The sequence below is a fragment of the Halomonas rhizosphaerae genome (assembly GCF_030012485.1).
GTDB classification, from domain to species: domain Bacteria; phylum Pseudomonadota; class Gammaproteobacteria; order Pseudomonadales; family Halomonadaceae; genus Halomonas; species Halomonas rhizosphaerae.
On the sequence record NZ_JASCQQ010000027.1, the window covers coordinates 232508 to 257422 of the forward strand.

Annotated in this window: 21 protein-coding genes; 14 read left to right on the forward strand and 7 right to left on the reverse strand. The window is 68.2% G+C overall.

What is annotated here, in order from left to right; genetic code table 11:
- The first annotated feature begins 6 nt into the window (after positions 1 to 6).
- The 4 genes from cysD to QLQ86_RS12465 all read left to right on the forward strand — a co-directional run bounded on the left by cysD (position 7) and on the right by QLQ86_RS12465 (position 4510).
- The gene (gene cysD, locus QLQ86_RS12450; RefSeq protein ID WP_282817161.1) at positions 7 to 975 is read left to right on the forward strand and encodes a sulfate adenylyltransferase subunit CysD; all 969 of its coding nucleotides are present in this window, start codon (positions 7 to 9) and stop codon (positions 973 to 975) included.
- The gene (gene cysN / locus QLQ86_RS12455) at positions 975 to 2399 is read left to right on the forward strand and encodes a sulfate adenylyltransferase subunit CysN (protein ID WP_282817162.1); all 1425 of its coding nucleotides are present in this window, start codon (positions 975 to 977) and stop codon (positions 2397 to 2399) included. Before cysD ends, cysN begins: the two co-directional genes overlap by 1 nt.
- Positions 2400 to 2539: 140 nt before the next feature.
- Positions 2540 to 3214: a zinc metallopeptidase gene (locus QLQ86_RS12460; RefSeq protein WP_282817163.1), complete on the forward strand. Its 675-nt coding sequence runs from the start codon at positions 2540 to 2542 to the stop codon at positions 3212 to 3214.
- A gap of 240 nt (positions 3215 to 3454) precedes the next feature.
- The gene (locus QLQ86_RS12465) at positions 3455 to 4510 is read left to right on the forward strand and encodes an App1 family protein (protein WP_282817229.1); all 1056 of its coding nucleotides are present in this window, start codon (positions 3455 to 3457) and stop codon (positions 4508 to 4510) included.
- 20 nt (positions 4511 to 4530) lie between these two features.
- Here the strand turns inward: QLQ86_RS12465 and cmoB are convergent, their stop codons facing one another.
- Both cmoB and cmoA read right to left on the reverse strand, forming a co-directional pair.
- Entirely contained in the window at positions 4531 to 5523 is a 993-nt protein-coding gene (gene cmoB, locus QLQ86_RS12470) for a tRNA 5-methoxyuridine(34)/uridine 5-oxyacetic acid(34) synthase CmoB (RefSeq protein ID WP_282734799.1), read from the reverse strand.
- Between the two features lies 1 nt (position 5524).
- Complete coding sequence (cmoA, locus tag QLQ86_RS12475) at positions 5525 to 6268, reverse strand: carboxy-S-adenosyl-L-methionine synthase CmoA (RefSeq protein ID WP_282734798.1); 744 nt, start codon at positions 6266 to 6268, stop codon at positions 5525 to 5527.
- Positions 6269 to 6353: 85 nt separating this feature from the next.
- On the opposite strand from cmoA, the gene pgi reads away from it, so the two are divergent.
- The 7 genes from pgi to leuA all read left to right on the forward strand — a co-directional run bounded on the left by pgi (position 6354) and on the right by leuA (position 17157).
- Positions 6354 to 8036 carry a glucose-6-phosphate isomerase gene (gene pgi / locus QLQ86_RS12480; RefSeq protein WP_282817164.1) on the forward strand — a complete coding sequence of 561 codons (1683 nt, stop codon included), beginning with the start codon at positions 6354 to 6356 and terminating at the stop codon, positions 8034 to 8036.
- Positions 8037 to 8064: 28 nt separating this feature from the next.
- The gene (locus tag QLQ86_RS12485; RefSeq protein WP_282734796.1) at positions 8065 to 8748 is read left to right on the forward strand and encodes a YqiA/YcfP family alpha/beta fold hydrolase; all 684 of its coding nucleotides are present in this window, start codon (positions 8065 to 8067) and stop codon (positions 8746 to 8748) included.
- Between the two features lie 3 nt (positions 8749 to 8751).
- Positions 8752 to 10632 (forward strand): DNA topoisomerase IV subunit B, encoded by a 1881-nt coding sequence (gene parE, locus QLQ86_RS12490; protein ID WP_282734795.1) that lies wholly within the window; start codon positions 8752 to 8754, stop codon positions 10630 to 10632.
- A gap of 167 nt (positions 10633 to 10799) precedes the next feature.
- On the forward strand, positions 10800 to 13052 hold the full coding sequence (parC, locus tag QLQ86_RS12495; RefSeq protein WP_282817165.1) for a DNA topoisomerase IV subunit A: 2253 nt from the start codon (positions 10800 to 10802) through the stop codon (positions 13050 to 13052).
- On the forward strand, positions 13049 to 14263 hold the full coding sequence (gene serB, locus QLQ86_RS12500; RefSeq protein WP_282817166.1) for a phosphoserine phosphatase SerB: 1215 nt from the start codon (positions 13049 to 13051) through the stop codon (positions 14261 to 14263). The genes parC and serB overlap by 4 nt, the downstream gene beginning before the upstream one ends.
- Positions 14260 to 15087 (forward strand): ion transporter, encoded by an 828-nt coding sequence (locus QLQ86_RS12505; RefSeq protein WP_282734792.1) that lies wholly within the window; start codon positions 14260 to 14262, stop codon positions 15085 to 15087. The genes serB and QLQ86_RS12505 overlap by 4 nt, the downstream gene beginning before the upstream one ends.
- Positions 15088 to 15441: 354 nt before the next feature.
- Positions 15442 to 17157, forward strand: coding sequence for a 2-isopropylmalate synthase (gene leuA / locus QLQ86_RS12510; RefSeq protein WP_282817167.1), 1716 nt, complete (start codon positions 15442 to 15444; stop codon positions 17155 to 17157).
- 73 nt (positions 17158 to 17230) lie between these two features.
- On the opposite strand, the gene epmB is transcribed toward leuA, so the two are convergent.
- Entirely contained in the window at positions 17231 to 18268 is a 1038-nt protein-coding gene (gene epmB / locus QLQ86_RS12515; RefSeq protein WP_282817168.1) for an EF-P beta-lysylation protein EpmB, read from the reverse strand.
- 108 nt (positions 18269 to 18376) lie between these two features.
- Here epmB and efp point away from each other — a divergent pair, with 108 nt between their 5' ends.
- Together efp and epmA are read left to right on the forward strand one after the other, a co-directional pair.
- Positions 18377 to 18943: an elongation factor P gene (gene efp, locus QLQ86_RS12520; RefSeq protein ID WP_133637396.1), complete on the forward strand. Its 567-nt coding sequence runs from the start codon at positions 18377 to 18379 to the stop codon at positions 18941 to 18943.
- Positions 18944 to 19137: 194 nt separating this feature from the next.
- Positions 19138 to 20124 (forward strand): EF-P lysine aminoacylase EpmA, encoded by a 987-nt coding sequence (gene epmA / locus QLQ86_RS12525; RefSeq protein WP_282817169.1) that lies wholly within the window; start codon positions 19138 to 19140, stop codon positions 20122 to 20124.
- Here the strand turns inward: epmA and asd are convergent.
- The 3 genes from asd to rsgA form a co-directional block, all read right to left on the reverse strand.
- Positions 20096 to 20956, reverse strand: coding sequence for an archaetidylserine decarboxylase (gene asd / locus QLQ86_RS12530; RefSeq protein WP_282734788.1), 861 nt, complete (start codon positions 20954 to 20956; stop codon positions 20096 to 20098). The genes epmA and asd overlap by 29 nt on opposite strands.
- A 9-nt stretch (positions 20957 to 20965) precedes the next feature.
- A complete protein-coding gene (locus QLQ86_RS12535) occupies positions 20966 to 21808 on the reverse strand; it encodes a sulfurtransferase (protein ID WP_282817170.1) in 843 nt (280 codons plus the stop codon).
- Positions 21809 to 21882: 74 nt separating this feature from the next.
- Entirely contained in the window at positions 21883 to 22929 is a 1047-nt protein-coding gene (rsgA, locus tag QLQ86_RS12540; protein ID WP_282817171.1) for a small ribosomal subunit biogenesis GTPase RsgA, read from the reverse strand.
- A gap of 86 nt (positions 22930 to 23015) precedes the next feature.
- Between rsgA and orn the strand changes: the two genes are divergently transcribed.
- Positions 23016 to 23624: an oligoribonuclease gene (orn, locus tag QLQ86_RS12545; RefSeq protein ID WP_282734785.1), complete on the forward strand. Its 609-nt coding sequence runs from the start codon at positions 23016 to 23018 to the stop codon at positions 23622 to 23624.
- A gap of 180 nt (positions 23625 to 23804) precedes the next feature.
- On the opposite strand, the gene queG is transcribed toward orn, so the two are convergent.
- Positions 23805 to 24908 (reverse strand): tRNA epoxyqueuosine(34) reductase QueG, encoded by a 1104-nt coding sequence (gene queG, locus QLQ86_RS12550; protein WP_282817172.1) that lies wholly within the window; start codon positions 24906 to 24908, stop codon positions 23805 to 23807.
- Positions 24909 to 24915 lie beyond the last annotated feature (7 nt).

A 24915-nucleotide genomic window follows, 5' to 3' on the forward strand; every position in this document is an offset into this window, starting at 1 on the left:
CGGGCCATGAGCAGTCTTCACGCACCGTCACGCGAGAGCGCCATCGAGGCCGCCGCCGGCCTGGTCCCGTCGCGCCAGCGGCAGACCCACCTCCAGCAGCTCGAGGCCGAGTCGATCCACATCATCCGCGAGGTGGTGGCGGAGTTCGCCAACCCGGTGATGCTCTACTCCATCGGCAAGGACTCCTCGGTAATGCTGCACCTGGCGCGCAAGGCCTTCTATCCCGGGCCGCCGCCCTTCCCGCTGATGCACGTCAACACCACCTGGAAGTTCCGCGAGATGATCGAGTTCCGCGATCGCATGGCCGCGGAATCCGGCATGGAGCTGATCGAGCACATCAACGAGGAGGGGCGTGCCGCCGGTATCAACCCCTTCGATCATGGTTCGAGCGGCTATACCGACGTGATGAAGACCCAGTCCCTGAAGCAGGCGCTGGACAAGTACGGCTTCGATGCCGCCTTCGGCGGGGCGCGCCGTGACGAGGAGGCCAGCCGCGCCAAGGAGCGGGTGTTCTCTTTCCGCGACCGGCACCACCGCTGGGATCCCAAGAACCAGCGCCCGGAACTGTGGAACCTCTACAACGCCCGGGTCAACAAGGGCGAGTCGATCCGCGCCTTCCCGCTCTCCAACTGGACCGAGCTGGATATCTGGCAGTACATCCACCTCGAAGGCATTCCCATCGTGCCGCTCTACTACGCCGCGCCGCGTCCGGTGGTGGAGCGCGACGGCATGCTGATCATGGTCGACGACGATCGGATGCCGCTGGCCGAGGGTGAGGTACCCGAGGAGAAGTGGGTGCGCTTCCGCACCCTGGGCTGCTACCCGCTGACCGGCGCCGTGGAGTCGCGGGCGGACACCCTGCCCGAGATCATCCAGGAGATGCTGCTGACCCGCACCAGCGAGCGCAGCGGCCGCGCCATCGACCACGACCAGGCCGGCTCCATGGAGAAGAAGAAGCGCGAGGGCTATTTCTGATGTCACACCAATCGACCCTGATCGCCGACAACATCGAGCAGTACCTGCACGAGCACGAGAACAAGGACCTGCTGCGCTTCATCACCTGCGGCAGCGTCGACGACGGCAAGTCGACCCTGATCGGCCGGCTGCTGCACGACTCCAAGATGATCTTCGACGACCAGCTGGCGGCGATCACCCAGGCCTCGAAGAAGAGCGGCACCACCGGCGAGGCGGTGGACCTGGCGCTGCTCGTCGATGGCCTGCAGTCCGAGCGGGAGCAGGGCATCACCATCGACGTGGCCTACCGCTTCTTCTCCACCGATAAGCGCAAGTTCATCATTGCCGACACCCCGGGGCACGAGCAGTACACCCGCAACATGGCGACCGGGGCCTCCACGGCGAGCCTGGCGATCATCCTGATCGATGCCCGCTATGGCGTGCAGACCCAGACCCGCCGGCACAGCTTCATCGCCGACCTGCTGGGCATCCAGCACCTGGTGATCGCGGTCAACAAGATGGACCTGGTGGGCTTCGACCAGGCGCGCTTCGAGGAGATCGTCGCCGACTATCGCGACTTCGCCGGGCAACTGGCTGCGCCCGACATCCACTTCGTGCCGCTCTCGGCGCTCGAGGGCGACAACGTGGTCAACCGCAGCGAGCGCATGCCCTGGTATGCAGGCCCACCGCTGCTCGAGCTGCTGGAGGGCATCGAGGTCAGCCGCGATCGCAACCTGACCGACCTGCGCCTGCCGGTGCAGTATGTCAACCGGCCCGACCTGGATTTCCGGGGCTATGCCGGTACCCTCGAGGCCGGCATCCTGCGCCCGGGACAGGCGATCAAGGTGCTGCCGTCCGGACGGACCTCCACGGTCGAGCGCATCGTCACCTTCGACGGCGACCTGGAAGCCGCCTGGCCGGGGCAGGCGATCACCGTGACCCTGGAGGACGAGATCGACATCTCCCGGGGCGACTGGATCGTTGCCGCCGACGCCGAGGTGGCCATGGCCGATGCCTTCGAGGCCGACATCGTCTGGATGCATGACGAGGTGCTCGCCCCCGGGCGCCAGGTCGACATCCGCCTGGCCGGGCGCTCCGTGTCGGGGCAGGTCGGCGAGATCCTCCACCAGGTGGACGTCAACAGCCTGGAACGCCACCCCGCCGAGCGCCTCGAGCTCAACGCCATCGCCCGCTGCCGGGTCGAGCTGACCGCCGAGGTGCCGCTGGATGACTACGGCACGAGTCCGGGCACCGGCAGCTTCATCGTCATCGACCGGCTCTCCAACGTCACCGTGGGCGCGGGGATGATCCGCGGCGTCGCCCGCTCGGGTAACCGACCGACGGGCGAGGTGGACTGGGCCGGCTTCGAGCTGGAGCTCAACGCCCTGGTGCGCAAGTACTTCCCCCACTGGGAAGCGAAGGATATCCGCGAACTGCTCAAGTAGGCCGATTCAATAGGCCGTCCACGAGCCCGGCGATTTCGTCTCCGGGCTCGTTTTGTTTTGGGGCAAGACGTTCACCGACGAGGAAACCGGCTCTGGTAGGGTAGGTCCAATGACCTGCCCCCACCCCGGAGCCTCCCCCAATGATCGTCCTGGCAATCGCCCTGCTGCTGGCCCTCTTCCTGCTGCCCAACCTCTGGGCGAAGTGGGTGCTGGCGCGCCACGCCCGGGGGCGCGAGGAGTATCCTGGGACCGGGGGGGAGCTGGCGGACCACCTGATCCGGCGCCTCGGGCTCGAGGGGGTCAAGGTCGAGATGACCGACCAGGGCGACCACTACGACCCCGAGGCGCGCCGAGTGCGCCTCTCCCGGGAACACTACGAGGGCCGCTCGCTCACCGCGGTGACGGTGGCGGCCCACGAGGTGGGGCATGCCATCCAGCACCAGCAGGGATATGCGCCGCTGCTGGCGCGCTCGCGACTGGTGGCGGTAGCGCAGAAGGCCGAGAAGGTCGGCGCGCTGCTGATGATGGCCGCGCCCTTCCTGTTCCTGTTGACCCGCCTGCCGGGCGGCCTGGCCATCGTGGTGGCCGCCGCGGTGATCAGCTTCGGCACCGCGGCCCTGGTGCATCTGGTGACCCTGCCGGTGGAGTTCGATGCCAGCTTCCAGCGCGCCCTCCCGCTGCTCAAGGAGTACATCCCGCCCCGCGACCTGGCGGGTGCCCGCCACGTGCTCACCGCCTGCGCCTTCACCTATGTGGCGGCCTCATTGGCCAGCATCCTCAACCTGGGGCGCTGGCTGGTGATCCTGAGGCGGTAGGCCTGTTCCATAGGTGACAACGCTACGCCGCCCTTGCCGGTGGTCATCGTCAAGGGCAGTGAAGGACGTGCGGGAGCGGCCGGGTCGGGACTAGGCTTAGGATCATCGACATGGCCAGGAGTGTCCGTCCATGAACGGCAAGTCTCGTCCTGGTTACCGGGCAGGGTGGCGTGGGTGAAGAAGGCATTTCGTCCCCTCACCCTGTTCGTGAAGCGGCTGGCTGGGGTCGTGGCCAGACCGATGAAGCGGGATCACGGCCACGGCGGCCTGACGGTCACCCCTTACCGGGGGTATGGCTCGCGGCGCGAAGCCTTCCTTACGGGCCGCGTCTTTCGTCAGGCGCCGCTGGCCAGGGTGGTGCCGCGCCGTGGCTTCCTGCGCGACCTGGCCGACGTGGTGCGTCGCATCGCCCGTCATGGCGTGGCCGATGCCCGCGTCGATATCCATCTGGGTGGTAGCCATGTCTCCGTGTCCACCGACCAGGATGGCTACTTCGAGGCCCACCTGCCGCTCGTCTCGTCACTGCCTCTCGACCGTTCCTGGCATCGCGCCGAGCTGTGGGTGACGGCCGACCACGAGGTGTCGGTGCGTGCCAGCGTGGAGGTCTATATCCCGACCCACGAGCCCGACCTGCTGGTGATCAGCGACATCGACGACACCGTGATGTACACCGGCGTGGCCGACAAGCTGCGGATGCTCTACCGGTTGTTCATCGAGAAGCCCCACCGGCGCACGGCCTTTCCCGGCGTGGCGTCGTTGTACCAGGCCCTGCACCGCGGCGCGGATGACCGGGGCGAGCGGCCCATTCTCTACGTCTCACGGGGGCCCTGGGCGATCTACGAGATGCTGGAGGCCTTCTTCCAGCTCAATCGCATTCCGGTCGGGCCGATCCTGTTCCTGCGCGAGTGGGGCATCTCGGCGCGCCGTCCCTGGCCGCGTCGGGCCGAGGATCACAAGCAGCGACTGATCAGTCGCATGCTGGCGGTGTTCGAGGGGGTACCCTGCATCCTGATTGGCGACAGCGGGCAGCATGACCCGGAAGTCTACACCCGAATCGTCAAGGCCCATCCCGGGCGTATCGAGGCGATCTATATCCGTCGCGTGGACCAGCGCGTGGATCGGCAGCGTGACATCCAGCGGTTGCGCGACCAGATACGCCACACCCGCTGCGACCTGTTGCTGGCGGCCGACAGCGTGCTGATCGCAGAACATGCCCAGGCGCGCGGGTTCATCTCAGACCATGGGCTGGCGGCCGTGCGCCGTGATGTGGTCGGTTCGCCCGACGATTCCGCGTGAGATCCGGATCCGTCCAGGGCTCAGACCGGTCGGTTGGCGAGGACCACCGCCCGGCGCGGGGCGGGGTGACCCTCGCGTGTGCGAGTCGAGTCCGCGGGGTCGAGGAAGTCGGCCAGCGACTGGAAGCTCATCCACGCGGTGGCGCGCTGCTCGTCCGTGGTGGTCACCGCCTCGTCCACCACCCGCACGTTGGTGAGGCCGCAGCGCTCGAGCCACTGGCAGAGCGCGGCGGAGGAGGGCAGGAAGTAGACGTTGGGCATGGCGGCATAGCGCTCTCCGGGGAGCAGCACCGTGGTTTCGTCGCCCGCCACCACCAGGGTCTCCAGCACCAGCTCGCCGCCAGGGCGCAGGGCCTCCCTGAGCTGCTGGATATGTTCCAGCGGCGAGGGGCGGTGGTAGAGCACGCCCATGGAGAACACCGTGTCGAAGACGCCGAGCGCCTCGGGCACCTCCTCGATGCCCACCGGCAGGAAGTGGGTACGGCCGCCGTCGGCGTCGCCGACGAAGTGGCGCACCGCGCGGAACTGCCAGAAGAAGCGTGGCGAGGGGTCGATCACCAGCACGAATTCCGCCCCATGGCCTGCCATGCGCCAGGCGTGATAGCCATTGCCGCCCCCCACGTCCAGCACGCGGCGGCCGGCCAGCGGCGCCAGGTGCGGCGCCACCCGCTGCCACTTCCAGTCCGAGCGCCACTCGGTGTCGATCGCGATGCCGCCGAGTCGGTAGGGTCCCTTGCGCCAGGGCGCGAGCTTGCCCAGCAGGTTCTCGACCTGGCGTCGTTGGCCGTCGGTGAGGTCGACCTCGACGCTGACGGTGTCGGCGTCCAGGCGCACCTGCCTGTCGCCGGGCAGGGCGGGCAGCTTGGCCACGGCCTTCTCCCAGGCCGGCAGGTCGCCGAAGCGCTGGCGGTCCAGGCCGCGGGCCAGCTGGTCGGGGAGGCGGGCCAGCCAGGCGTCCAGCCCCTGGTCGAGGAAGGCCTGATAGAGGTCGCGGTGTTCGGGTGCGATCGGCATGTCAGGCGTCCTTGAAGGCGATCAGCGAGGCGAAGTTGAGGAACTGGAACCAGGTGTGGGCGCGGGAGAAGCCGGCCCGGGCCAAGCGCTCGTGGTGGCCCGCCAGGGTGTCCGGCACCAGCACGTTTTCCAGCGCCGTGCGCTTCTGGCTGATCTCCATCTCGCTGTAGCCGTTGGCGCGCTTGAAGTCGTGGTAGCGCTCCACCAGCCAGGCGTTCTCCTGCTCGTCGGCGGCCTTGACCTTCTCCGAGAGCACCAGCACGCCGCCGGGCTCCAAGGTCTGGAACAGCCGCTCGATCACCGCATCGCGGTCCTCGGGGGCGAGGAACTGGAGGGTGAAATTGAGCACGACCATGCCGGCGGGCGCATAGTCCAGGGTCCGGATATCGCCTTCGAGCACCTCCATGACGTGGTCGGGGCACTCCGCGGCCAGGGTCTCCCGGGCCCGCGCCACCATGGCGGGGGAGAGGTCCACCCCGGTGTAGCGGAAGGCGTCCGGCGGGAGCCTCCCGGCCAGCGTCAGGGCGCTGGCGCCCAGCGAGCAACCCAGGTCATAGACCCGGGCACCGTGGCGCAGGTGGCGGGCGGCGATCAGGCCCAGCATGCCCAGTATCTGGCCGTAGCCCGGCACCGAGCGGCGGATCATGTCGGGAAAGCAGGCGACGACCTTCTCGTCGAACGAAAAGCGCGCCACCCGGTCCAGGGGTGTCGAAAAGATCGCGTCACGGTAAGATGCGTCACTCATGGAACTGGCCGGATATCGTGGGAAAGGGGCGATATTCTACGCCTCGCCCACGCCGGCTGCACGACAGGACGTCAAGGAGGAAGCCATGACACACCCCACGATCGATCAGCACGATGCCTGGCAGGCCCTGGCAGCACATGCCCGCGAGATGCGTACCACCCACCTGAGCGAGCTGTTCCGCGGTGCGCCGGGGCGCCACGCGGCCTTCACCCGCCGGGCGGCGGGCCTGACCCTGGATCTCTCCAAGCAGCGCTGGCGCGACGAGACCCTGGACCGGCTGCTCGACCTGGCCCGGGAGGCCGAGGTCCCCGAGGCGATCCGTGCCCTGCTTGCCGGGGAGCGGGTCAACCGCAGCGAGGACAGGCCGGCCCTGCATACCGCGCTGAGGCTGCCGCCGGAGGCCAGCCTGGTGGTGGAGGGCGAGGATCTGGTGCCCTCGGTGCACGCCACCCTCGAGCGCATGGCCACCATGGTCGAGCGTTTCCACGCCGGCCAATGGCGCGGCGCCACCGGCCGGGCGATCCGCGACGTGGTCAACCTGGGGGTCGGCGGCTCGGACCTGGGCCCGCTGATGGTGACCCATGCCCTGGCCGACTACCAGCCGGAGGGCGTGCACACCATCGACGTGCACTTCGCCTCGACCATGGATGGCTCCCAGCTGGCCGACTACCTGGCCCGGCTCAATCCCGAGACCACCCTGTTCGTGCTCTCGTCGAAATCCTTTACCACCATCGATACCCTCTCCAATGCCCGCACCGCCCGGGACTGGCTGATGGCCCGGCTGATGGGCGAGAACCGGGAGGAGGGCGTCGACGCCGAACTGGTGATGCGCCAGCACTTCATCGGCGTCTCGGCGAGCCCCGAGAAGATGAACGAGTGGGGCATCGCCGAGGAGCACCAGCTGGAGTTCTGGGAGTGGGTGGGGGGCCGCTACTCGCTGTGGGGGGGCATCGGCCTGCCGATCGCCCTGGTGGTGGGCATGGCGCACTTCCGCGAGCTGCTCGCCGGGGCCCATGCCATGGATCGCCACTTCAGCGAGGCGCCGCTGTCCGACAACCTGCCGGTACTGCTGGCCCTGGCGGGGATCTGGAATGTCAACTTCCTCGACATCCGGGCCCACTCGATCCTGCCCTACGACGGTCGGCTGGAATTCTTCGCGGCCTATCTCGAGCAGCTGGAAATGGAGTCCAACGGCAAGTCGGTGACCCACGACGGCCGCGAGGTCAGCTACTCCACCTGCCCGGTGCTCTGGGGCCAGTTGGGACCCAATGCCCAGCATGCCTTCTATCAGCTGCTCCATCAGGGGACCCAGGCCGTGGAGTGCGACTTCATCGCCCCCAAGGTGCGCTACGACGACGTGGAGGAGCCCGGCACCCGCGACCACCTGATGGGCCAGCATCGCCTGACGCTCGCCAACTGCTTCGCCCAGTCACGGGTGCTGATGCTCGGCGACGAGGCCATCGAGGACGACGGCCCGCGTCCGGTGCACAAGCGCTATCGCGGCAACCAGCCCTCCAGCACCCTGCTGCTCGACCGGCTGACGCCGGCCACTCTCGGCGCACTGATCGCGCTCTACGAGCACAAGGTGTTCGTCCAGGCGACCATCTGGGACATCAACCCCTTCGACCAGTGGGGCGTGGAACTGGGCAAGAAGATCGCCGGCGAGACCCAGCGGATCCTCGAGCACCAGGCGGACATCGCCGGCATGGACGCCTCCACCCGGGGCCTGATCGAGGCCGTCTGGGCGGCGGAGCGCGGCTCGCGATGACACTGGCTGCATGTACAGGGGTTGCGGTATGCTGAGTGGCGCCCGGCGCCTTCCGGTCGCCAGCGGGGTCCTCTACCTCCATGGGTTCAACAGCGGCAGTGGCTCGCCCAAGGCGGCGCTGATGCGTGATGCCTGCACGTGGCTCGGGTTGCCCTGTGCGACGCCGCAGCTGCCGCACCGGCCGGCCGCGGCACTGGCGCTGGCCGAGTCGCGGCTGGCCAGGCTGGGGTCGCGGCCGCTGGTGGCGGGCAGCTCCATGGGGGGCTTCCTGGCGACCCTGGTCGCCGAGCGGTACGACCTGGCAGGGGTGCTGATCAACCCGGCCGTGGCCCCGGCGGGGCTGGTGGCGGAATGGGTCGGCGAGCGTTTCGACAACGCCTATACCGGCGAGCGCTTCGCCATCGAGGCCGCGCACCTCGAGGAGCTCGAGGCACTGACGCCCCAACGGGTCACGGCCGAGCGCTATCTGCTGCTGCTGGGCACCGCCGACGAGACCCTGGACCCCGCCGAGGCCTTCGCGCTGTATCGTGGGGCCAGGACGATCCTGCACCCCCAGGGGGATCATGGCCTCGCGGCGCTGGCCGACTACCTGCCGGCGATTCTCGCCCACGGCGGTCATGGCCTGCCGCCAGGCTGGGCCGGCAGGAAGGCCCCCGGGACAGAGGGCGCCGGCATCCCGGGCGACACGAACGATCGCAACCACTTTGGGTGATGCATGACGCAATACAGTGCCAGCTCCATCGAGGTCCTCTCCGGCCTCGAGCCGGTGCGCAAGCGCCCCGGCATGTATACCGACACCTCGCGGCCCAACCACCTGGTCCAGGAGGTCATCGACAACAGCGTGGACGAGGCACTGGCCGGCCATGCCGGGGAGATCACCGTTCGGCTGTTCGAGGACGGTGGCGTCGAGGTCTCCGACGACGGCCGCGGCATGCCCATCGACATCCATCCCGAGCATGGCGTCTCCGGGGTCGAGCTGATCATGACCCGGCTGCACGCCGGCGGGAAGTTCTCCCAGTCGAGCTACCGCTTCTCCGGCGGCCTGCACGGGGTCGGGGTCTCGGTGGTCAACGCCCTGTCGAAGCGCCTGGAGATCGAGGTGCTGCGCGACGGCAGCCGCCACGGCATGGCCTTCGAGCACGGCGACAAGGCCTCCCCGCTGCAGGTGATCGGCAGTGCCCTCAAGCGTGCCCGCGGCACGGTGGTGCGCTTCTGGCCCGAGGAGAGCTACTTCGACAGCCCCAGGCTCTCGCTCTCGCGGCTCAAGCACCTGCTGCGCGCCAAGGCGGTGCTCTGCCCGGGGCTCAAGGTCACCCTGGTCGAGCCCGACGGCAACGAGAGCGTCTGGCAGTACGCGGATGGCCTGCGCGACTACCTGGCCCAGGCCACCGACGGCTATGAGGTGCTGCCCCCGTCTCCCTTCATCGGCCATTTCGCCGATGACGAGCACGGCGTGGACTGGGCCATCCAGTGGCTGCCCGAGGGTGGCGAACCGCTGCTCGAGAGCTATGTCAACCTGATCCCCACGACCCAGGGCGGCACCCACGTCAACGGCCTGCGGTCCGGCCTGCTCGAGGCCCTGCGCGAGTTCTGCGAGTACCGCAGCCTCCTGCCCCGGGGCGTCAAGCTCACCGCGGAGGACCTCTGGGAGCGGGTCTCCTACGTGCTCTCGGTGAAGATGCTCGACCCGCAGTTCGCCGGCCAGACCAAGGAGCGCCTGTCGTCGCGCACCGTGGCCGGTTTCGTCTCCGGGGTGGTCAAGGATGCCTTCTCGCTGTGGCTCAACCACCACGTCGACCAGGCCGAGGCGCTGGCCGAGCTGGTGATCAGTGCCGCCCAGCGCCGCCAGAAGAGCTCGAAGAAGGTGGCGCGCAAGAAGGTCACCTCGGGTCCGGCACTGCCCGGCAAGCTCGCCGATTGCTCGGGCCAGGACCCTGCCGGCAGCGAGCTCTTCCTGGTGGAGGGCGACAGCGCCGGCGGCAGCGCCAAGCAGGCCCGCAACCGCGAGACCCAGGCGATCCTGCCGCTGCGCGGCAAGATCCTCAACACCTGGGAGGTGGAGTCCCATGACATCTACGGCTCCCAGGAAGTCCACGACATCGCCGTGGCCGTGGGCATGGACCCGGGCAGCGATAACCTTTCCAAGCTGCGCTACCACAAGATCTGCATCCTCGCGGATGCCGACTCCGACGGCCTGCATATCGCGACCCTGCTGTGCGCGCTCTTCGTGCGCCACTTCCCGGCGCTGGTGGATGCCGGCCACGTCTTCGTGGCCATGCCGCCGCTCTACCGCATCGACCTGGGCAAGGAGGTGCACTATGCCCTGGACGAGAGCGAGAAGGCGGCCATCCTGCGCAAGCTCGAGGGCAAGCGAGGCACGGTGAACGTGCAGCGCTTCAAGGGACTGGGCGAGATGAGCCCGCTGCAGCTGCGCGAGACCACCATGGCGCCGGAGACGCGCCGCCTGGTGCAGCTCACCCGCGAGGTCGGCGATGGCACCATGGAGATGATGGACATGCTGCTGGCCAAGAAGCGCGCCGGCGACCGCAAGAGCTGGCTGGAGGACTACGGCAACCTGGCGGATATCGAGGTCTGACCCGGCTTCGCCGGGAGCTATAAGCCGTAAGCTTGAAGCTGTAAGTAACCCCATGAATAAGTGGTTTTTCTTACAGCTTACGGCTTCAAGCTTACAGCTCTTCCACAACGTATCGTGCGGGCCACATCCCGCGAATTTTCCATGATGGCAGATAGGGCCCTGAACCCATGACCATGGATATCCAGGTGGCGGAGGGCGACGTCGAGCGCCTCTCGCTGCGCGAGTACACCGAGAAGGCGTACCTCGACTATTCGATGTACGTCATCCTCGACCGGGCGCTGCCGCACATCGGCGACGGCATGAAGCCGGTGCAGCGGCGCATCGTCTACGCCATGCGCGAGCTGGCGCTCGGTGCCAACGCCAAGTACAAGAAGTCGGCGCGTACCGTCGGCGACGTGCTGGGCAAGTTCCACCCCCACGGCGACAGCGCCTGCTACGAGGCGATGGTGCTGATGGCCCAGCCGTTCAGCTACCGCTACCCGCTGGTGGACGGCCAGGGCAACTGGGGCAGCCCCGACGATCCCAAGTCCTTCGCCGCCATGCGCTACACCGAGGCGCGGCTGTCGAAGTTCGCCGAGGTGCTGCTCGCCGAGCTCGGCCAGGGCACCGTGGACTGGACCCCCAACTTCGACGGCACCATGAACGAGCCGGTGGTGTTGCCGGCGCGTCTGCCCCACGTGCTGCTCAACGGCGGCACCGGCATCGCCGTGGGCATGGCCACCGACATCCCGCCGCACAACGTGGGCGAGGTGGTCGAGGCCACCTGCCACCTGCTGCGCCATCCCCAGGCCACCACGACGGACCTGCTCGAGGTCATGCCGGCGCCGGACTTCCCCACCGAGGCGGAGATTATCACCCCGCGCAGCGACCTGCGAAAGCTCTACGAGAGCGGGCGCGGCTCGGTGAAGCTTAGGGGTCGCTACGTGCGCGAGGAGGGCAACGTGGTGGTCACCGCGCTGCCCTACCAGGTGAGCGGGGCCAAGGTGCTCGAGCAGATCGCCGCCCAGATGCAGGCCAAGAAGCTGCCCATGGTCGCGGACCTGCGCGACGAGTCGACCCACGAGGAGCCGACGCGACTGGTGATCGAGCCGCGCTCCAACCGCGTCGACATCGAGGCGCTGATGGCGCACCTCTTCGCCACCACCGACCTCGAGAAGAACATCCGCGTCAACATGAACGTGATCGGGCTGGACGGCCGCCCGCGGGTCATGGCGTTGCCCGACCTGCTGGGCGAGTGGCTGCGCTTCCGCCGCGCCACGGTACGTCGTCGTCTCGAGCACCGCCTGGGCAAGGTCGAGGACCGCCTGCATATCCTCGAGGGCCTGCTGGCCGCCTACCTCAACATCGACGAGGTGATCCGCATCATCCGCGAGGAGGACGAGCCCAAGGCCGCGCTGATGGAGGCCTTCGGGCTCTCCGATCGCCAGGCCGAGGCGATCCTCGAACTGCGGCTGCGCCACCTGGCCAGGCTCGAGGAGATGAAGATCCGCGGCGAGCAGGACGAGCTCGAAGCCGAGCGCAAGCGCCTGCAGGAGCTGCTGGGCAGCGAGGCGGCGCTCACCGACCTGATCGAGGAGGAGCTGCGCGATGCCGCCGAGGCGCACGGTGACGCCCGTCGCTCGCCGCTGGTCGAGCGCGAGGAGGCCCGGGCGCTCTCCGAGGTGGAGCTGGTCGGCGCCGACCCGGTCACCGTGGTGCTCTCCGAGAAGGGCTGGATCCGCAGCGCCAAGGGCCACGAGATCGACCCCGCCGGCCTCTCCTACAAGGCCGGCGATCGCTTCCATCTCGCCGCCCGGGGCAAGACCAACCAGCCGCTGGTGCTGCTGGACGACACCGGGCGGGCCTACACGCTGTCGGCCCATAACCTGCCCAGCGCCCGCGGCCAGGGCGAACCGGTCACGGGGCGGGTCAACGTGGCGGCCGGGGCCCACATGGCCGGCCTGATGCTGGCACCGCCGGACAGGCGCTTCCTGCTGGCCTCCGACGGCGGCTACGGCTTCATCGCGCCCCTCGACGCGCTGATCGGCAAGAACAAGTCGGGCAAGGCGATCCTCAGCGTGCCCAAGGGCTGCAACGTGCTGCCGCCGCTGGAGGTGCCGGCCGAAGAGGGCGCCTGCGTGGCGGCGGTCTCCAACGAGGGACGGCTGCTGGTCTTCGAGCTCTCGCAACTGCCCGAGATGGCCAAGGGCAAGGGCAACAAGATGATCGACATCCCGGGTGCCCGGGCCGCCCGCCGCGAGGAGTTCGTGCGCGACCTGGTGGTACTGCCCGCCGGCGCGGCGCTGGTGGTGCATGCCGGCAAGCGGCATGTGACACTGAAGGCCGGCGACCTGGACTACTATCGTGGCGAGCGCGGCCGGCGCGGCAGCAAGCTGCCCCGCGGCTTGCAGAAGGTGGATCGGCTGGAGATTGCGGAATGACACGACGCGTACTGATCCGCGCCACCGGGGTGGCACGCCCCGGTCAGCTGGCCGGCCTGGGCAAGGCGCTGGCGGCCAGCGGCGCCCGGCTGCTGGACATCAACCAGAGCGTGACCTTCGGCATCCTCTCCCTGGAGGCCCTGGTGGGGCTCGCCCGGGAGAGCGACCTGGAAGGCGCTCTGGCCACGACGGGAGACGCCCTGGGCCTGGACATCCAGGCGATCCAGGTGAGTGCCGAGGACTACCAGCGCTGGAGCGTGCAGGCGAGTCAGCCTCGGCTGATCCTGACCCTGCTGGCGCCCCACCTGCCGGCCGGGATCCTCGCCGAGGTGGGGGCGCTGACCGCCGAGCATGGGCTGACCGTGGAGCTGATCCACCGCCTCTCCGGTCGCGAGCCGCTGGACGGCGGCATGCCCGAGCACGGTGCCTGCGTGGAGTGCTGGCTGCGCGGCGAGGAGGTCGACCTCGACGCCCTGCGCGAGAAGGCCCTGGCGCTGGGTGCCATGCACGGCGTGGACATCGCCCTCCAGGAGGACTCCATCTGGCGACGGCATCGCCGCCTGGTCTGCTTCGACATGGACTCCACCCTGATCCAGACCGAGGTGATCGACGAGCTGGCCCGCCGCCACGGCGTGGGTGACGAGGTGGCGGAGATCACCGAGCGGGCCATGCGCGGCGAGCTGGACTTCCAGCAGAGCTTCCGCGAGCGCATGGCGAAGCTCAGGGGGCTGGACGAGTCGGTGCTCGCCGAGATCGCCGAGTCCCTGCCGCTGATGGATGGCCTCGAGCGGCTGATGCGTCATCTCAAGCGGCTGGGCTATCGCACGGCGATCCTCTCCGGGGGCTTCACCTACTTCGCCCGCCACCTGCAGGAGACGCTCGGCTTCGACGAGGTCCATGCCAACGAGCTGCTGATCGAGAACGGCAAGGTCACCGGCGAGGTGCGCGAGCCGATCCTCGATGCCGACCGCAAGGCGGAGCTGCTCCACGAGATCGCTCGCCGCGAGGGCCTGGCCATGGAGCAGACCATCGCCGTGGGCGACGGTGCCAATGACCTCAAGATGCTGGCCGCCGCCGGGCTCGGCATCGCCTTCCGGGCCAAGCCCCTGGTGCGAGCCCAGGCGCGTCAGTCGATCTCCACCCTGGGGCTCGACGCCGTGCTCTACCTGATCGGCTATCGCCAGGGAGACCTGGAGGAGCCGGGGCAGTGAGCACGACCTTCGAGACATGGCGTGACCGCTTCGAACGGCTGCGTGCGCACAAGGCCTTCGAGCTGACGGTGATCACCATCATCGTCGTCTCGGCGCTGCTGATCGGCGCCAAGACCTACGAGGAGGAAGTCAGCCCCTTCCAGCAGTGGCTGCTGGTCATGGACGTGGCGGTGACGGTGTTCTTCCTGGTGGAGATCCTGATCCGCATGGCAGCGGAAAAACGCCTGCGCGACTTCTTCCGCAAGGGCTGGAACATCTTCGACTTCCTGATCGTCACCGCCAGCCTGATCCCCCTGGACGACTCGGAGATGGTGCTGCTGGCGCGGCTGCTGCGCATCTTTCGCGTGCTGCGTCTGGTCTCGATGATTCCCGAGCTGCGCATGCTGATGGCGGCGCTGGTCAAGTCGATCCCGCGCATGGGCTACGTGGCCCTGCTGATGTTCATCATCTTCTACATCTATGCGGCCCTAGGCAGCTTCCTGTTCGCCGAGGTGGACGACTTCCTGTGGGGCAACATCTCGATCGCCATGCTGACCCTGTTCCGCATCGCCACCTTCGAGGACTGGACCGACGTGATGTACGCCACCCAGGAGGTCTATGCCTGGAGCTGGATCTATTACCTGACGTTCATCTTCCTCACCGCCTTCATCTTCCTCAACATGATGATCGGCATCGTGCTCGACGTGATGCAGAAGGAGAGTGTGCAGATGGAGATCGAGAGCGGAAAGGGCGAGGCCGCCGAGCTGCACGGCCTGCGCAGCGACGTGCGAGAGCTGCGTGACCAGCTCTCGCGGATGGAGGCGCTGCTCGAACGCCGGAGTTGACAAAGCCTCTCAACCTTGATTCTCTAGAGCCATGAACATGACGGCGTACGACCTCGACCTACGACTACTAGCCCGCTCCTGAGAGCGTGGGCGATGCCGCCTGCATCGCCACTGTCCTTCGCCAGAAGGTCCCGGTCGAAACGAGGTCGTACCATGTCAGCCACCACCAGCAGTCCTTACATCAAGGCCCATGCCGTACCGAGTCGTCGCGAACGCGTTGCCGTTCGCATTTCTGGTGCGGTCGTGTCCGATACCTCGCGTGACGCCCCGACAGGCCCCCGGCCGTCGGGGCGTTGCCGTTTCTGAGCCGTATTCGCAAGAGTGCCGCATCGCCAGTCCAGGGAGAACGCCACCATGATGCTCGACAACCCCGCTACCAAGTACCGCCCCTTCGTGGCCGTCGACCTGCCCGACCGCCAGTGGCCGAACCGCCGCATCGAGACGCCGCCGCAGTGGTGCAGCGTCGACCTGCGCGACGGCAACCAGGCGCTGATCGACCCCATGGACCAGGAGCGCAAGCAGCGCTTCTTCGACCTGCTGGTCAAGATCGGCTTCAAGCAGATCGAGGTCGGCTTCCCCTCGGCCTCCCAGACCGACTTCGACTTCGTGCGTGCCCTGATCGAGCAGGACAAGGTGCCCGATGACGTCACCATCCAGGTGCTGACCCAGGCCCGCGACCACCTGATCGATCGTACCTTCGAGGCGCTGAAGGGGGCGAAGAACGCCATCGTCCACGTCTACAACGCCACCGACCCGGTCTTCCGCCGCGTGGTCTTCCACGTCAGCAAGGAGGAGTGCATCCAGATCGCCGTGGACGCCACCGCCCGCATCCGGCAGCGCATGAGCGAGGCTCCCGAGACGAACTGGACCTTCCAGTACTCGCCGGAACTGTTCACCACCACCGAGATGGACTTCGCCAAGGAGGTGGTCGAGGCGGTCATGGAGACCTACGGGGCCACCGCGGAGGCCCAGATGATCGTCAACCTGCCGGCCACGGTGGAGGTCGCCACGCCCAACAACTATGCTGACCAGGTGGAGTGGTTCTGCCGCCATGTGAAGAACCGCGACGCCCTGATCGTCAGCGTGCACCCGCACAACGATCGTGGCACCGGCGTGGCCGCCGCCGAGCTGACGGTGATGGCCGGCGCCGATCGCGTCGAGGGCACCCTGTTCGGCAACGGCGAGCGGACCGGCAACGTCGACATCGTGACGCTGGCCATGAACCTCTACACCCAGGGCGTGCACCCGGGACTCGACTTCTCCAACATCACCCCGATCATGCGCGAGGTGGAGCACTGCAACCAGCTGCCGGTCCACCCGCGACACCCCTATGTCGGCGATCTGGTGTTCACGGCCTTCTCCGGCTCCCACCAGGACGCCATCAAGAAAGGCATGGCCGAGCGGCGTGACCATCCGGAGGCCGTCTGGGCGGTCCCCTACCTGCCCATCGACCCGCTGGATGTCGGGCGCAGCTACGAGGCGGTGATCCGCGTCAACAGCCAGTCCGGCAAGGGCGGGATCTCCTATCTGCTCGAGCAGGAGCACGGCATCGAACTGCCGCGCCGGCTCTCCATGGAGTTCAGCCAGGTGGTGCAGGAGGTGGCCGACCGCCTGGGGCGCGAGATCACCTCGCAGATGATCTACCAGGCCTTCGTCGACGAGTACCTGGCCAAGGTCTCGCCCTTCACCCTGGTTGGTCACCGCCTCTCCTCCGAGCCCGATAGCCCCAGGGTGAACCTGGAGGCGACCATCGAGGAGGACGGCGAGCGCCGCATCGTGACGGGCCAGGGCAATGGCCCGCTGGCCGCCTTCATCAAGGCGCTGGCCGCGGCCGGTCATGACGTGGAGATCATCGACTACCACGAGCACTCCCGGGGCCAGGGGGCCGACGCCGAGGCGATCGCCTACGTGGAGGTGCGTGCGGGCGACGAGGCCGTGTTCGGCGTCGGGACCGACGAGAGCATCACCAGTGCCTCCATGAAGGCGGTGATGAGCGCCCTCAACCGCCACCTCTCCGCCCGGGCCCCGGCGCCCAACGTCACTGCAGCGTCACTGGAGGTTGCAAAATAAGTGGCCACATCGTGGCTGATCCGGCGACAGGCCGGCGCCACTCGGTTTGGTGCTTTCAGCTCGGCGCTCGGCGCTAAAGCGGCGTCTTGCTGGCCTCGCCGGGAATCTCCCTCACCAGCCGCGGCATCAGGAAGCCCGGCAGCACCTCCCGCAGGCCCGCGACCAGTTCGCGGGCCTCGTCATCGGCTACATCGAAGTGCGCCGCCCCGGCTACCGGGTCGAGCACGTGGAGGTAGTAGGGCAGGATGCCGGCCTCGAACAGCCGCTCGGAGAGCGCGGCGAGAGGCGCGATGCCGTCGTTGACCCCTCGCAGCAGTACGCTCTGGTTGAGCAGGGTCACGCCGGCGGCACTCAGCCTGCGGCACGCCGCGATGACGGCCTCGTCGATCTCGTTGGCATGGTTGATGTGCAGCACCATCACCTTCTGCAGGCGGGTGGCGCCGAGCCAGCCGAGCAGGACGTCGTCGATGCGGTCGGGGATGACCACCGGCAGCCGGGTGTGGATGCGCAGGCGCCTGAGGTGGGGAATGGCCGCCAGCCGCTCGACCAGCCAGGCCAGCTGGCGGTCGCTGGCGGCCAGGGGGTCGCCCCCGGAGAGGATGGCCTCGTGGAGCGTTGCATCGTCCCTCAGGTGGTCGAGGGTGGTCTCCCACTGGGCCCGCGAGGGGGCATTCTCCTCGTAGGGGAAGTGGCGGCGGAAGCAGTAGCGGCAGTTCACCGCGCAGGCGGGGCTCGCGATCAACAGGACCCGGCCGGGATACTTGTGGATCAGCCCCGGGGCGGGCGCATGCTCGGCTTCCTCGAGGGGGTCGGCCACATAGCCGGGCGCCACCAGCGCCTCCTCGGCCAGCGGCAGCACCTGGCGCAGCAGGGGGTCGGACGGGTCGCCGGGGCGGATGCGCGCCAGGTAGGCTTCGGGGACCCGAACCTCGAAGAGGGCATGGCCACGTTCGGCGCCGGGCCAGAAGGCCTCGTCGAGTCCCAGGCGGCGGCACAGCTCGTGGGGGTCGCGAATCGCCCTGGCCAGCTGGGTCTGCCAGCGAGCCTGGAGGGGCAGGGGGCGGGCCTCCCGGTCGGGGCGCTGCAAAAGGGCGCTGCTTCGGGTTATCATGCGACACACCAGTCAATACGGACGGGGGCGAGCTCCCCGTCGAACTTCATCTGCTTGCGCGCGCCCCCGGCCAGTGCCGGTGGCGCGCTCGAATATGGGTAAGACATCATGGCCAATTATTCTACCAACGAATTCAAGGGCGGTCTGAAGGTGATGCTGGACGGTGACCCGTGCAGCATCGTCGAGAACGAGCTGGTCAAGCCCGGCAAGGGACAGGCCTTCAACCGCGTCAAGCTGCGCAACCTGATGACCGGCCGCGTCTGGGAGCGCACCTTCAAGTCCGGTGATTCCCTGGAGGCCGCCGACGTCCTCGAGCTGGAGATGGAGTACCTCTACACCGACGGTGACATGTGGTACTTCATGAAGACCGATGGCTCCTTCGAGCAGTATGCCGTGGAGAAGAAGGCCCTGGGGGATACCGAGAAGTGGCTCAAGGAGCAGGTCCCCTACACCGTGACCCTGTGGAACGACAACGTGATCAACGTCACCCCGCCGAACTTCATCGAGCTGGAAGTGACCGAGACCGATCCGGGTCTCAAGGGTGACACCGCCCAGGGCGGCTCCAAGCCGGCGACCCTCTCCTCCGGCGCCGTGGTCCGCGTGCCGCTGTTCATCAACGAGGGCGAGGTGCTGAAGGTGGATACGCGCTCCGGCGAGTACGTCTCCCGCGCATGAGGTGCGGCCCTTCCTGCGCTCGCTCATACGGCGTTGAATCCCGAGACGGCTTGCTCATTTAGCGCTGCTAAACTCCGCCGCCTCACTCGGGATTCGCCTTGTCTGAGCATCGCTCGGAGAGGGCTTTAGCTAGGTTGTTACCGGTTTCAAGGCCACGCTTACGGCGTGGCCTTGTCGGTTCTGGAGGTTGGAAAATGACGGACGACTGGCGCCCTACGGCGACGATCGAGACGCTGCGCGAGCGGGCCCGCCTGCTGGCCGAGGTGCGCGCCTTCTTCGCCCGGCGCGGCGTGCTGGAGGTGGAGACGCCGGTGCTGGGCCACGGCGGCAGCACCGAGGTGCACCTGGCCTCCCTGTCCGCCGAGGCCACCACCCCGGCCGGGCGCGAGCGGCTCTGGCTGCAGACCTCCCCGGAGTTCGCCATGAAGCGGCTCTTGGCCGTCGGCTCAGGGCCGATCTTCCAACTGGCCCGAAGCTTTCGCGACGGGGAGGTGGGGCGGCGCCACAACCTCGAGTTCACCATGCTGGAGTGGTATCGCCCCGGGCTCGCGCTCGATGCGCTGATCGAGGAGACCGCTGCCCTGGTCAACGCCGTGCTGGGCCAGGAACTGGGGGATAAGCCGGTACCGCCGCGCCGGCGCCGCTACCGCGAGCTGTTCCGCGAGCACCTGGCCATCGACCCCTTCAGTGCCCCACTTGGCGAGCTGCGGCGCCTGGCGGGGGCGGTGGGCGGCCTGGACATGGCCGACGGTGACCGCGACGGCTGCCTCGACCTGCTGATGAGTTTCGAAATCGAGCCCTATCTCGGACGTGAGGGCCTCGACGTGGTGGTGGACTATCCGGCCAGCCAGGCGGCCCTGGCGCGTCGGCATCGCGACCCGGAGGACGGTGAATGGGTGGCATCGCGCTTCGAGCTCTATCGGGAAGGGCTGGAGCTGGCCAACGGCTACGACGAGCTCACCGATGCCGCCGAACAGGCGGCGCGCTTCGCGGCGGACAACGCCGCCCGGCGGGCGGCGGGGCTGCCCGAGGTGGACGCGGACCAGCGCCTGCTGGCGGCCCTGGCGCACGGCATGCCGGCGGGCAGCGGGGTGGCGCTGGGCCTCGACCGGCTGATCCAGCTGGCGCTGGGCAAGTCGAGCGTGGCGGAGGTCATGGCCTTCGCCACGCCGCGCTGCTAGACGCTCCCAGCGACTGTCCCATCCGCACCTTGGCGCCGGGCGAGATGGTGTTGGCGAAGCTGACCGGCTCACTGAACGCCATCACCACCGTGGAGCCCAGCTTGAAGCGCCCCAGCTCCTCGCCCTTCGCCAGGCGCACCGGGGTGTCGAAGCGCAGGCGCTGCACGTCGCCCCGGGGCAACGGGGTGATCTGCCCGGCCCACACCGTCTCGATGGCGGCGACGATCATCGCCCCCACCAGCACCACCGCCATGGGCCCCTGCTCGGTATCGAAGTGGCACACCAGCCGCTCGTTGCGGGCGAACAGGTTGGGCACCTGCTCGGTGGTGGCGGCGTTCACCGAGAAGAGCCGGCCCGGGACGTAGACCATCTCGGTGAGGGTGCCGCTGGCGGGCATGTGCACCCGGTGGTAGTCGCTCGGCGAGAGGTAGACGGTGGCAAAGCTGCCGCCGAGGTAGCGGCGCGCCGCCTCGCCGTCGCCGCCGAGCAGCTCCATCATCGAGAAGCGGTGGCCCTTGGCCTGGAGCAGCTGGCCGGCCTCGACGGCGCCGAACTGCGAGAGGGTGCCATCGGCGGGGGAGACCAGGCCCTCGCCGACGGGACGGGCGTCCTCCTCCAGGGTGCGGGTGAAGAAGTCGTTGAAGGTAGCATAGGCCGTCGGGTCGGGCTCGGCGGCCTCGTCCATGTCGACCCTGAATTGACGGATGAAGGCCTTGATCAGGGCGTTTTTCAGCCAGGGCAGTCGGCAGTCGGCGAGCCCGCCCACCAGCCGCGAGAGCAGATGGTGGGGGAGCGGGTACTGGATCAGGGCAAAGAGTCGGGAGAGTGGCAAGGGGGTGTCCTATGTCTCGATCGGCGTATCGTCGCGGTTGCCCCACTCCTTCCAGGAGCCGGCATAACCGCGAATCTTCTCGAAGCCCAGCGCCTTGCCCACCAGCCAGGTGAAGCCGCTGCGGTGGTGGCTCTGGCAGTGGGTGACCACTTCCATGTCCGGGGTCAGGCCCAGGGCCTCGAGCTCGGTGATGAGCTCCGCATAGTCGCGGATCCGCAGGCCGTGCTCCCGGTCCATGGCGTCGGTCCACTCCATGTTCACCGCGCCGGGGATGTGGCCCAGGCGCGCATTGTTGCCCTTCTCCCCGTCGTATTCGGCGCGGGAGCGGGCATCCCAGATCGCGAAGCCCTTCTCGCCCAGGCGCTCCTGGAGTTCGAGGCGGTCGATGGCGACCTCGGGATGCAGGATCTCCGCCTCGTAGTCGCTGGGGCGAGGGGAGCGTGCCTCGGTGGAGACGGGCCGGCCGGCCTCCCGCCAGGCGTGGATGCCGCCATTGAGGTAGGAGTAGCGGGTGTGGCCGATCAGTTCCAGGGTCCACAGCAGGCGCCCGGCCCAGCCGCCGCCCTCGTCGTCGTAGGCGACCACATGGGTGTCCCGGGTCAGGCCGAGCGACGAGAACAGCCGGGAGAGCGCCTCCACCGTGGGCACCTCGTTGGGCACGCTGCTGCCGGCCGGGTCCTCGCCGCGCATCAGCAGGCGATGATCCAGGAAGACGGCGCCGGGGACGTGCCCCTCGCCATAGCTCTCGGCCCTGAGCGGCACGTCGATGATCAGCAGCGATGGCTCGTCCAGGTGAGCGGCGAGCTGGTCGGGCTCGATGATCAGCGGGAGCAGGTTGTCTTCGGAACTCATGGCACATTCTCCTTAAATTCAGCTCCTTAAACTCGATTCCTTGATTCAGGCACGCTTGAGGCAGGCGCCTGGCGTCAGGTTTCCTCGAGACTCTCGAGGATGCGTCGGTAGCTGGCAAAGCGTTCGGGATGGATGTCGCCGCGCTCCAAGGCCGCGAGCAGGGCGCAACCCGGCTCGTGGCGGTGGCGGCAGTCGCGGAAGCGACAGTGGCCGAGGAGGTCGCGGAACTCGATGAAACCCTCCGTGACCTGCTGCTCGTCCAGGTGGCTAAGGCCGAACTCGCGGATGCCCGGGGAGTCGATCAGCTCGCCCTCGCTGGCCTCCTTGGTAGCGCCCGAGGCTGGGCTCGGCAGGCGGTAGAGGCGCGCGGTGGTGGTGGTATGGGTGCCCTTGCGCGAGTCCTTGGACAGTGCCCCGATGCGAAGTTCCTCGTCCGGCAGCAGGCGGTCGATCAGCGAGGACTTGCCCACGCCGCTCTGGCCCACGAACACCGAGGTGCGCCCGGCGAGCCGGGCGTGCAGGGCCGAGAGGCCATCCTCGCGCTCGGTGGTGGTGGTGACCACCGGGTAGCCCAGGGCCTCGTAACGGGCCAGCAGGTCGCGCAGTTCGCCGCCTTGCTCCGGCAGCAGGTCGATCTTGTTGAGCACCAGGACAGGGGCGATGCCGGTGGCCTCGGCGGCCACCAGATAGCGGTCGATCAGATTGGCGTGAGGCGCCGGCTCCACTGCGAAGACGATCAGGATCTGGTCGATGTTGGCGGCTACCGGCTTGAGCTGGCCGCGCGCGTCGGGGCGCTCCAGGACGCTGTCGCGCTCGCCCCGGGCCACCACCACCCCGTCATTGGCGTCATGGGCGGCACGCCAGATCACCCGGTCGCCGGTCACCAGCCCCTCGAGGTTGGCGCGCAGGTGGCAACGCACGGGCTTGCCGCCCTGCCCGGGCCGCACATCCAGGGTGCGGCCGAAGTGGGCGATCACCCGGCCACCCTGTTCGGGCCCGTATTCGCCGGCGGCCAGCTTCTCGCCGTCCCGGGAGTCGCGCCGATCGGCGCGTCGGGCGCGTTCGGCCTGGACCTTCTCGATGCGCCAGCGCTGCTGGCGGTTCAACTTGCGTTTGCTCATGGGGGCCTGAAGCTCGCTACAATGGGCCTCATTGTACTCACCCAAGGTGTCCGCTGTCGTCAGCGGGCGCCATGCAAGGAACCCAAATGGCAGAGCATTCCCCGTCCGAAACCCCCGACACCCGGGACCCGCGCCGCCAGCGCCTGGTGTGGATCGACCTGGAGATGACCGGGCTCGACCCGAACCGCGAGCGGATCATCGAGGTGGCGACCCTGGTCACCGACAGCGAGCTCAATGTTGTCGCCGAGGGGCCGGTGATCGCGGTGCACCAGCCCGACACCCTCCTCGAGGCAATGGACGAGTGGAACACACGGACCCATGGCGGCTCCGGGCTGGTGACACGGGTCAAGGAGAGCCCGGTCGACACTGCCGAGGCTGAACGGCAGACGCTTGCCTTTCTCAAGGCGCATGTCGCGCCCGGCTCCTCGCCCATGTGCGGCAATAGCATCCACCAGGACCGCCGCTTCCTGGAGCGGGAGATGCCCGAGCTGCTGGCCTTCTTCCACTATCGCAACCTGGATGTCTCGACCCTGAAGGAGCTGGCCAAGCGCTGGAACCCGGGGGCGCTGGTCGGCTTCCAGAAGCGCAACGTGCACCTCGCCATGGACGACATCAAGGAGTCCATCGCCGAGCTGGCGCATTATCGCCGTACCTTCCTGCGCCTGGCGGAGGACGAGAGCGACGAGGAAGAATAGCGCCGCGCTGCAAGCGCAGATATCCAAACAGGTAAGCAACGAGTTGGTTGCGAGCGGCACCGGGGACAGGTCATAGAGGGGGGCCTACGCCATGGATGGCGTCGGTAGCGTACAGGGAGGTATTAACAGCGCCCCCTCGGAGACCTGTCGCCGGTAAAGCCGCGCTTCCAGGCGTAAGCCTCAGCCGCTGGCAATCAGCCGCTGGCGCTTGTCCCGCTGGCGGGCCAGGGCCCAGCGGACGTGTTCGCGTACCAGGTCGGAGGGGTAGGACAGGCGTGCCCAGAGGGCGGCTTCCACGGCCTCGCTCCAGGGGGCGTTGCCGAGCCCCACGGCGAGGTTGCGCAGCCAGCGCGCGTAGCCGATGCGACGGATCGGGCTGCCGGCGGTCTTCTCCAGGAACTCCTCCTCGCCCCAGGCGAACAGTGCGACCAGATTCGCACGGTCCAGGTCATGGCGGGGGGCGAAGTCGGCCTCGCGGGAGACCCGGGTAAAACGGGTGAAGGGGCAGACCAGCTGGCAGTCGTCGCAGCCGAACACCCGGTTGCCCATGGCCTCCCGGTAGTGCTCGGGAATGGCCCCGAACAGCTCGATGGTCAGATAGGAGATGCAGGCCCGGGCATCGACCACCCGGTCCTCGACGATGGCGCCGGTCGGGCAGGCGGTGCGGCAGGCGCTGCAGCTGCCGCAGTGGTCGCCCTCGAAGGGCGCGTCCACCGGCAGCGGCAGGTCGGTGTAGAGTTCACCCAGGAAGAACAGCGAGCCGGCCCTGGGGTTTAGCAGCATGGCGTTCTTGCCGAACCACCCCAGCCCCGCCTTGCGGGCCAGGGCCCGTTCCATCACCGGGGCCGAATCGACGAAGGCGCGATAGCCGAAGGGTCCGACCTCTGCCTCGATCCACTTGGCGAGTGTCGCCAGCCGCTTGCGCATCAGCTTGTGGTAGTCCCGCCCGGTGGCATAGCGCGAAATGTAGGCGGTCTCCGGCTGGCCGAGCACCTTCGCCGTCTCCACCTCGGCGGGCAGGTAGTCCAGGCGTACACTGATCACCCGCACCGTGCCCGGGACCAGCTCCGCCGGCCGGGTGCGCTTGGTGCCGTGCTTGGCCATGAAGCCCATCTCGCCATGGTGGCCGGCGGCCAGCCAGCGTGTCAGGCGCTGCTCGTCCTCGGCCAGGTCGACGTCGGTGATGCCCAGTTGCTGGAAGCCGAGCTCGCGGCCCCAGGCCTTGATCCTCGCGGCGAGGCCGGTCATGTCGGGTTCGTCACCTGGAGCGGACACTGGGGTCATGATCGAG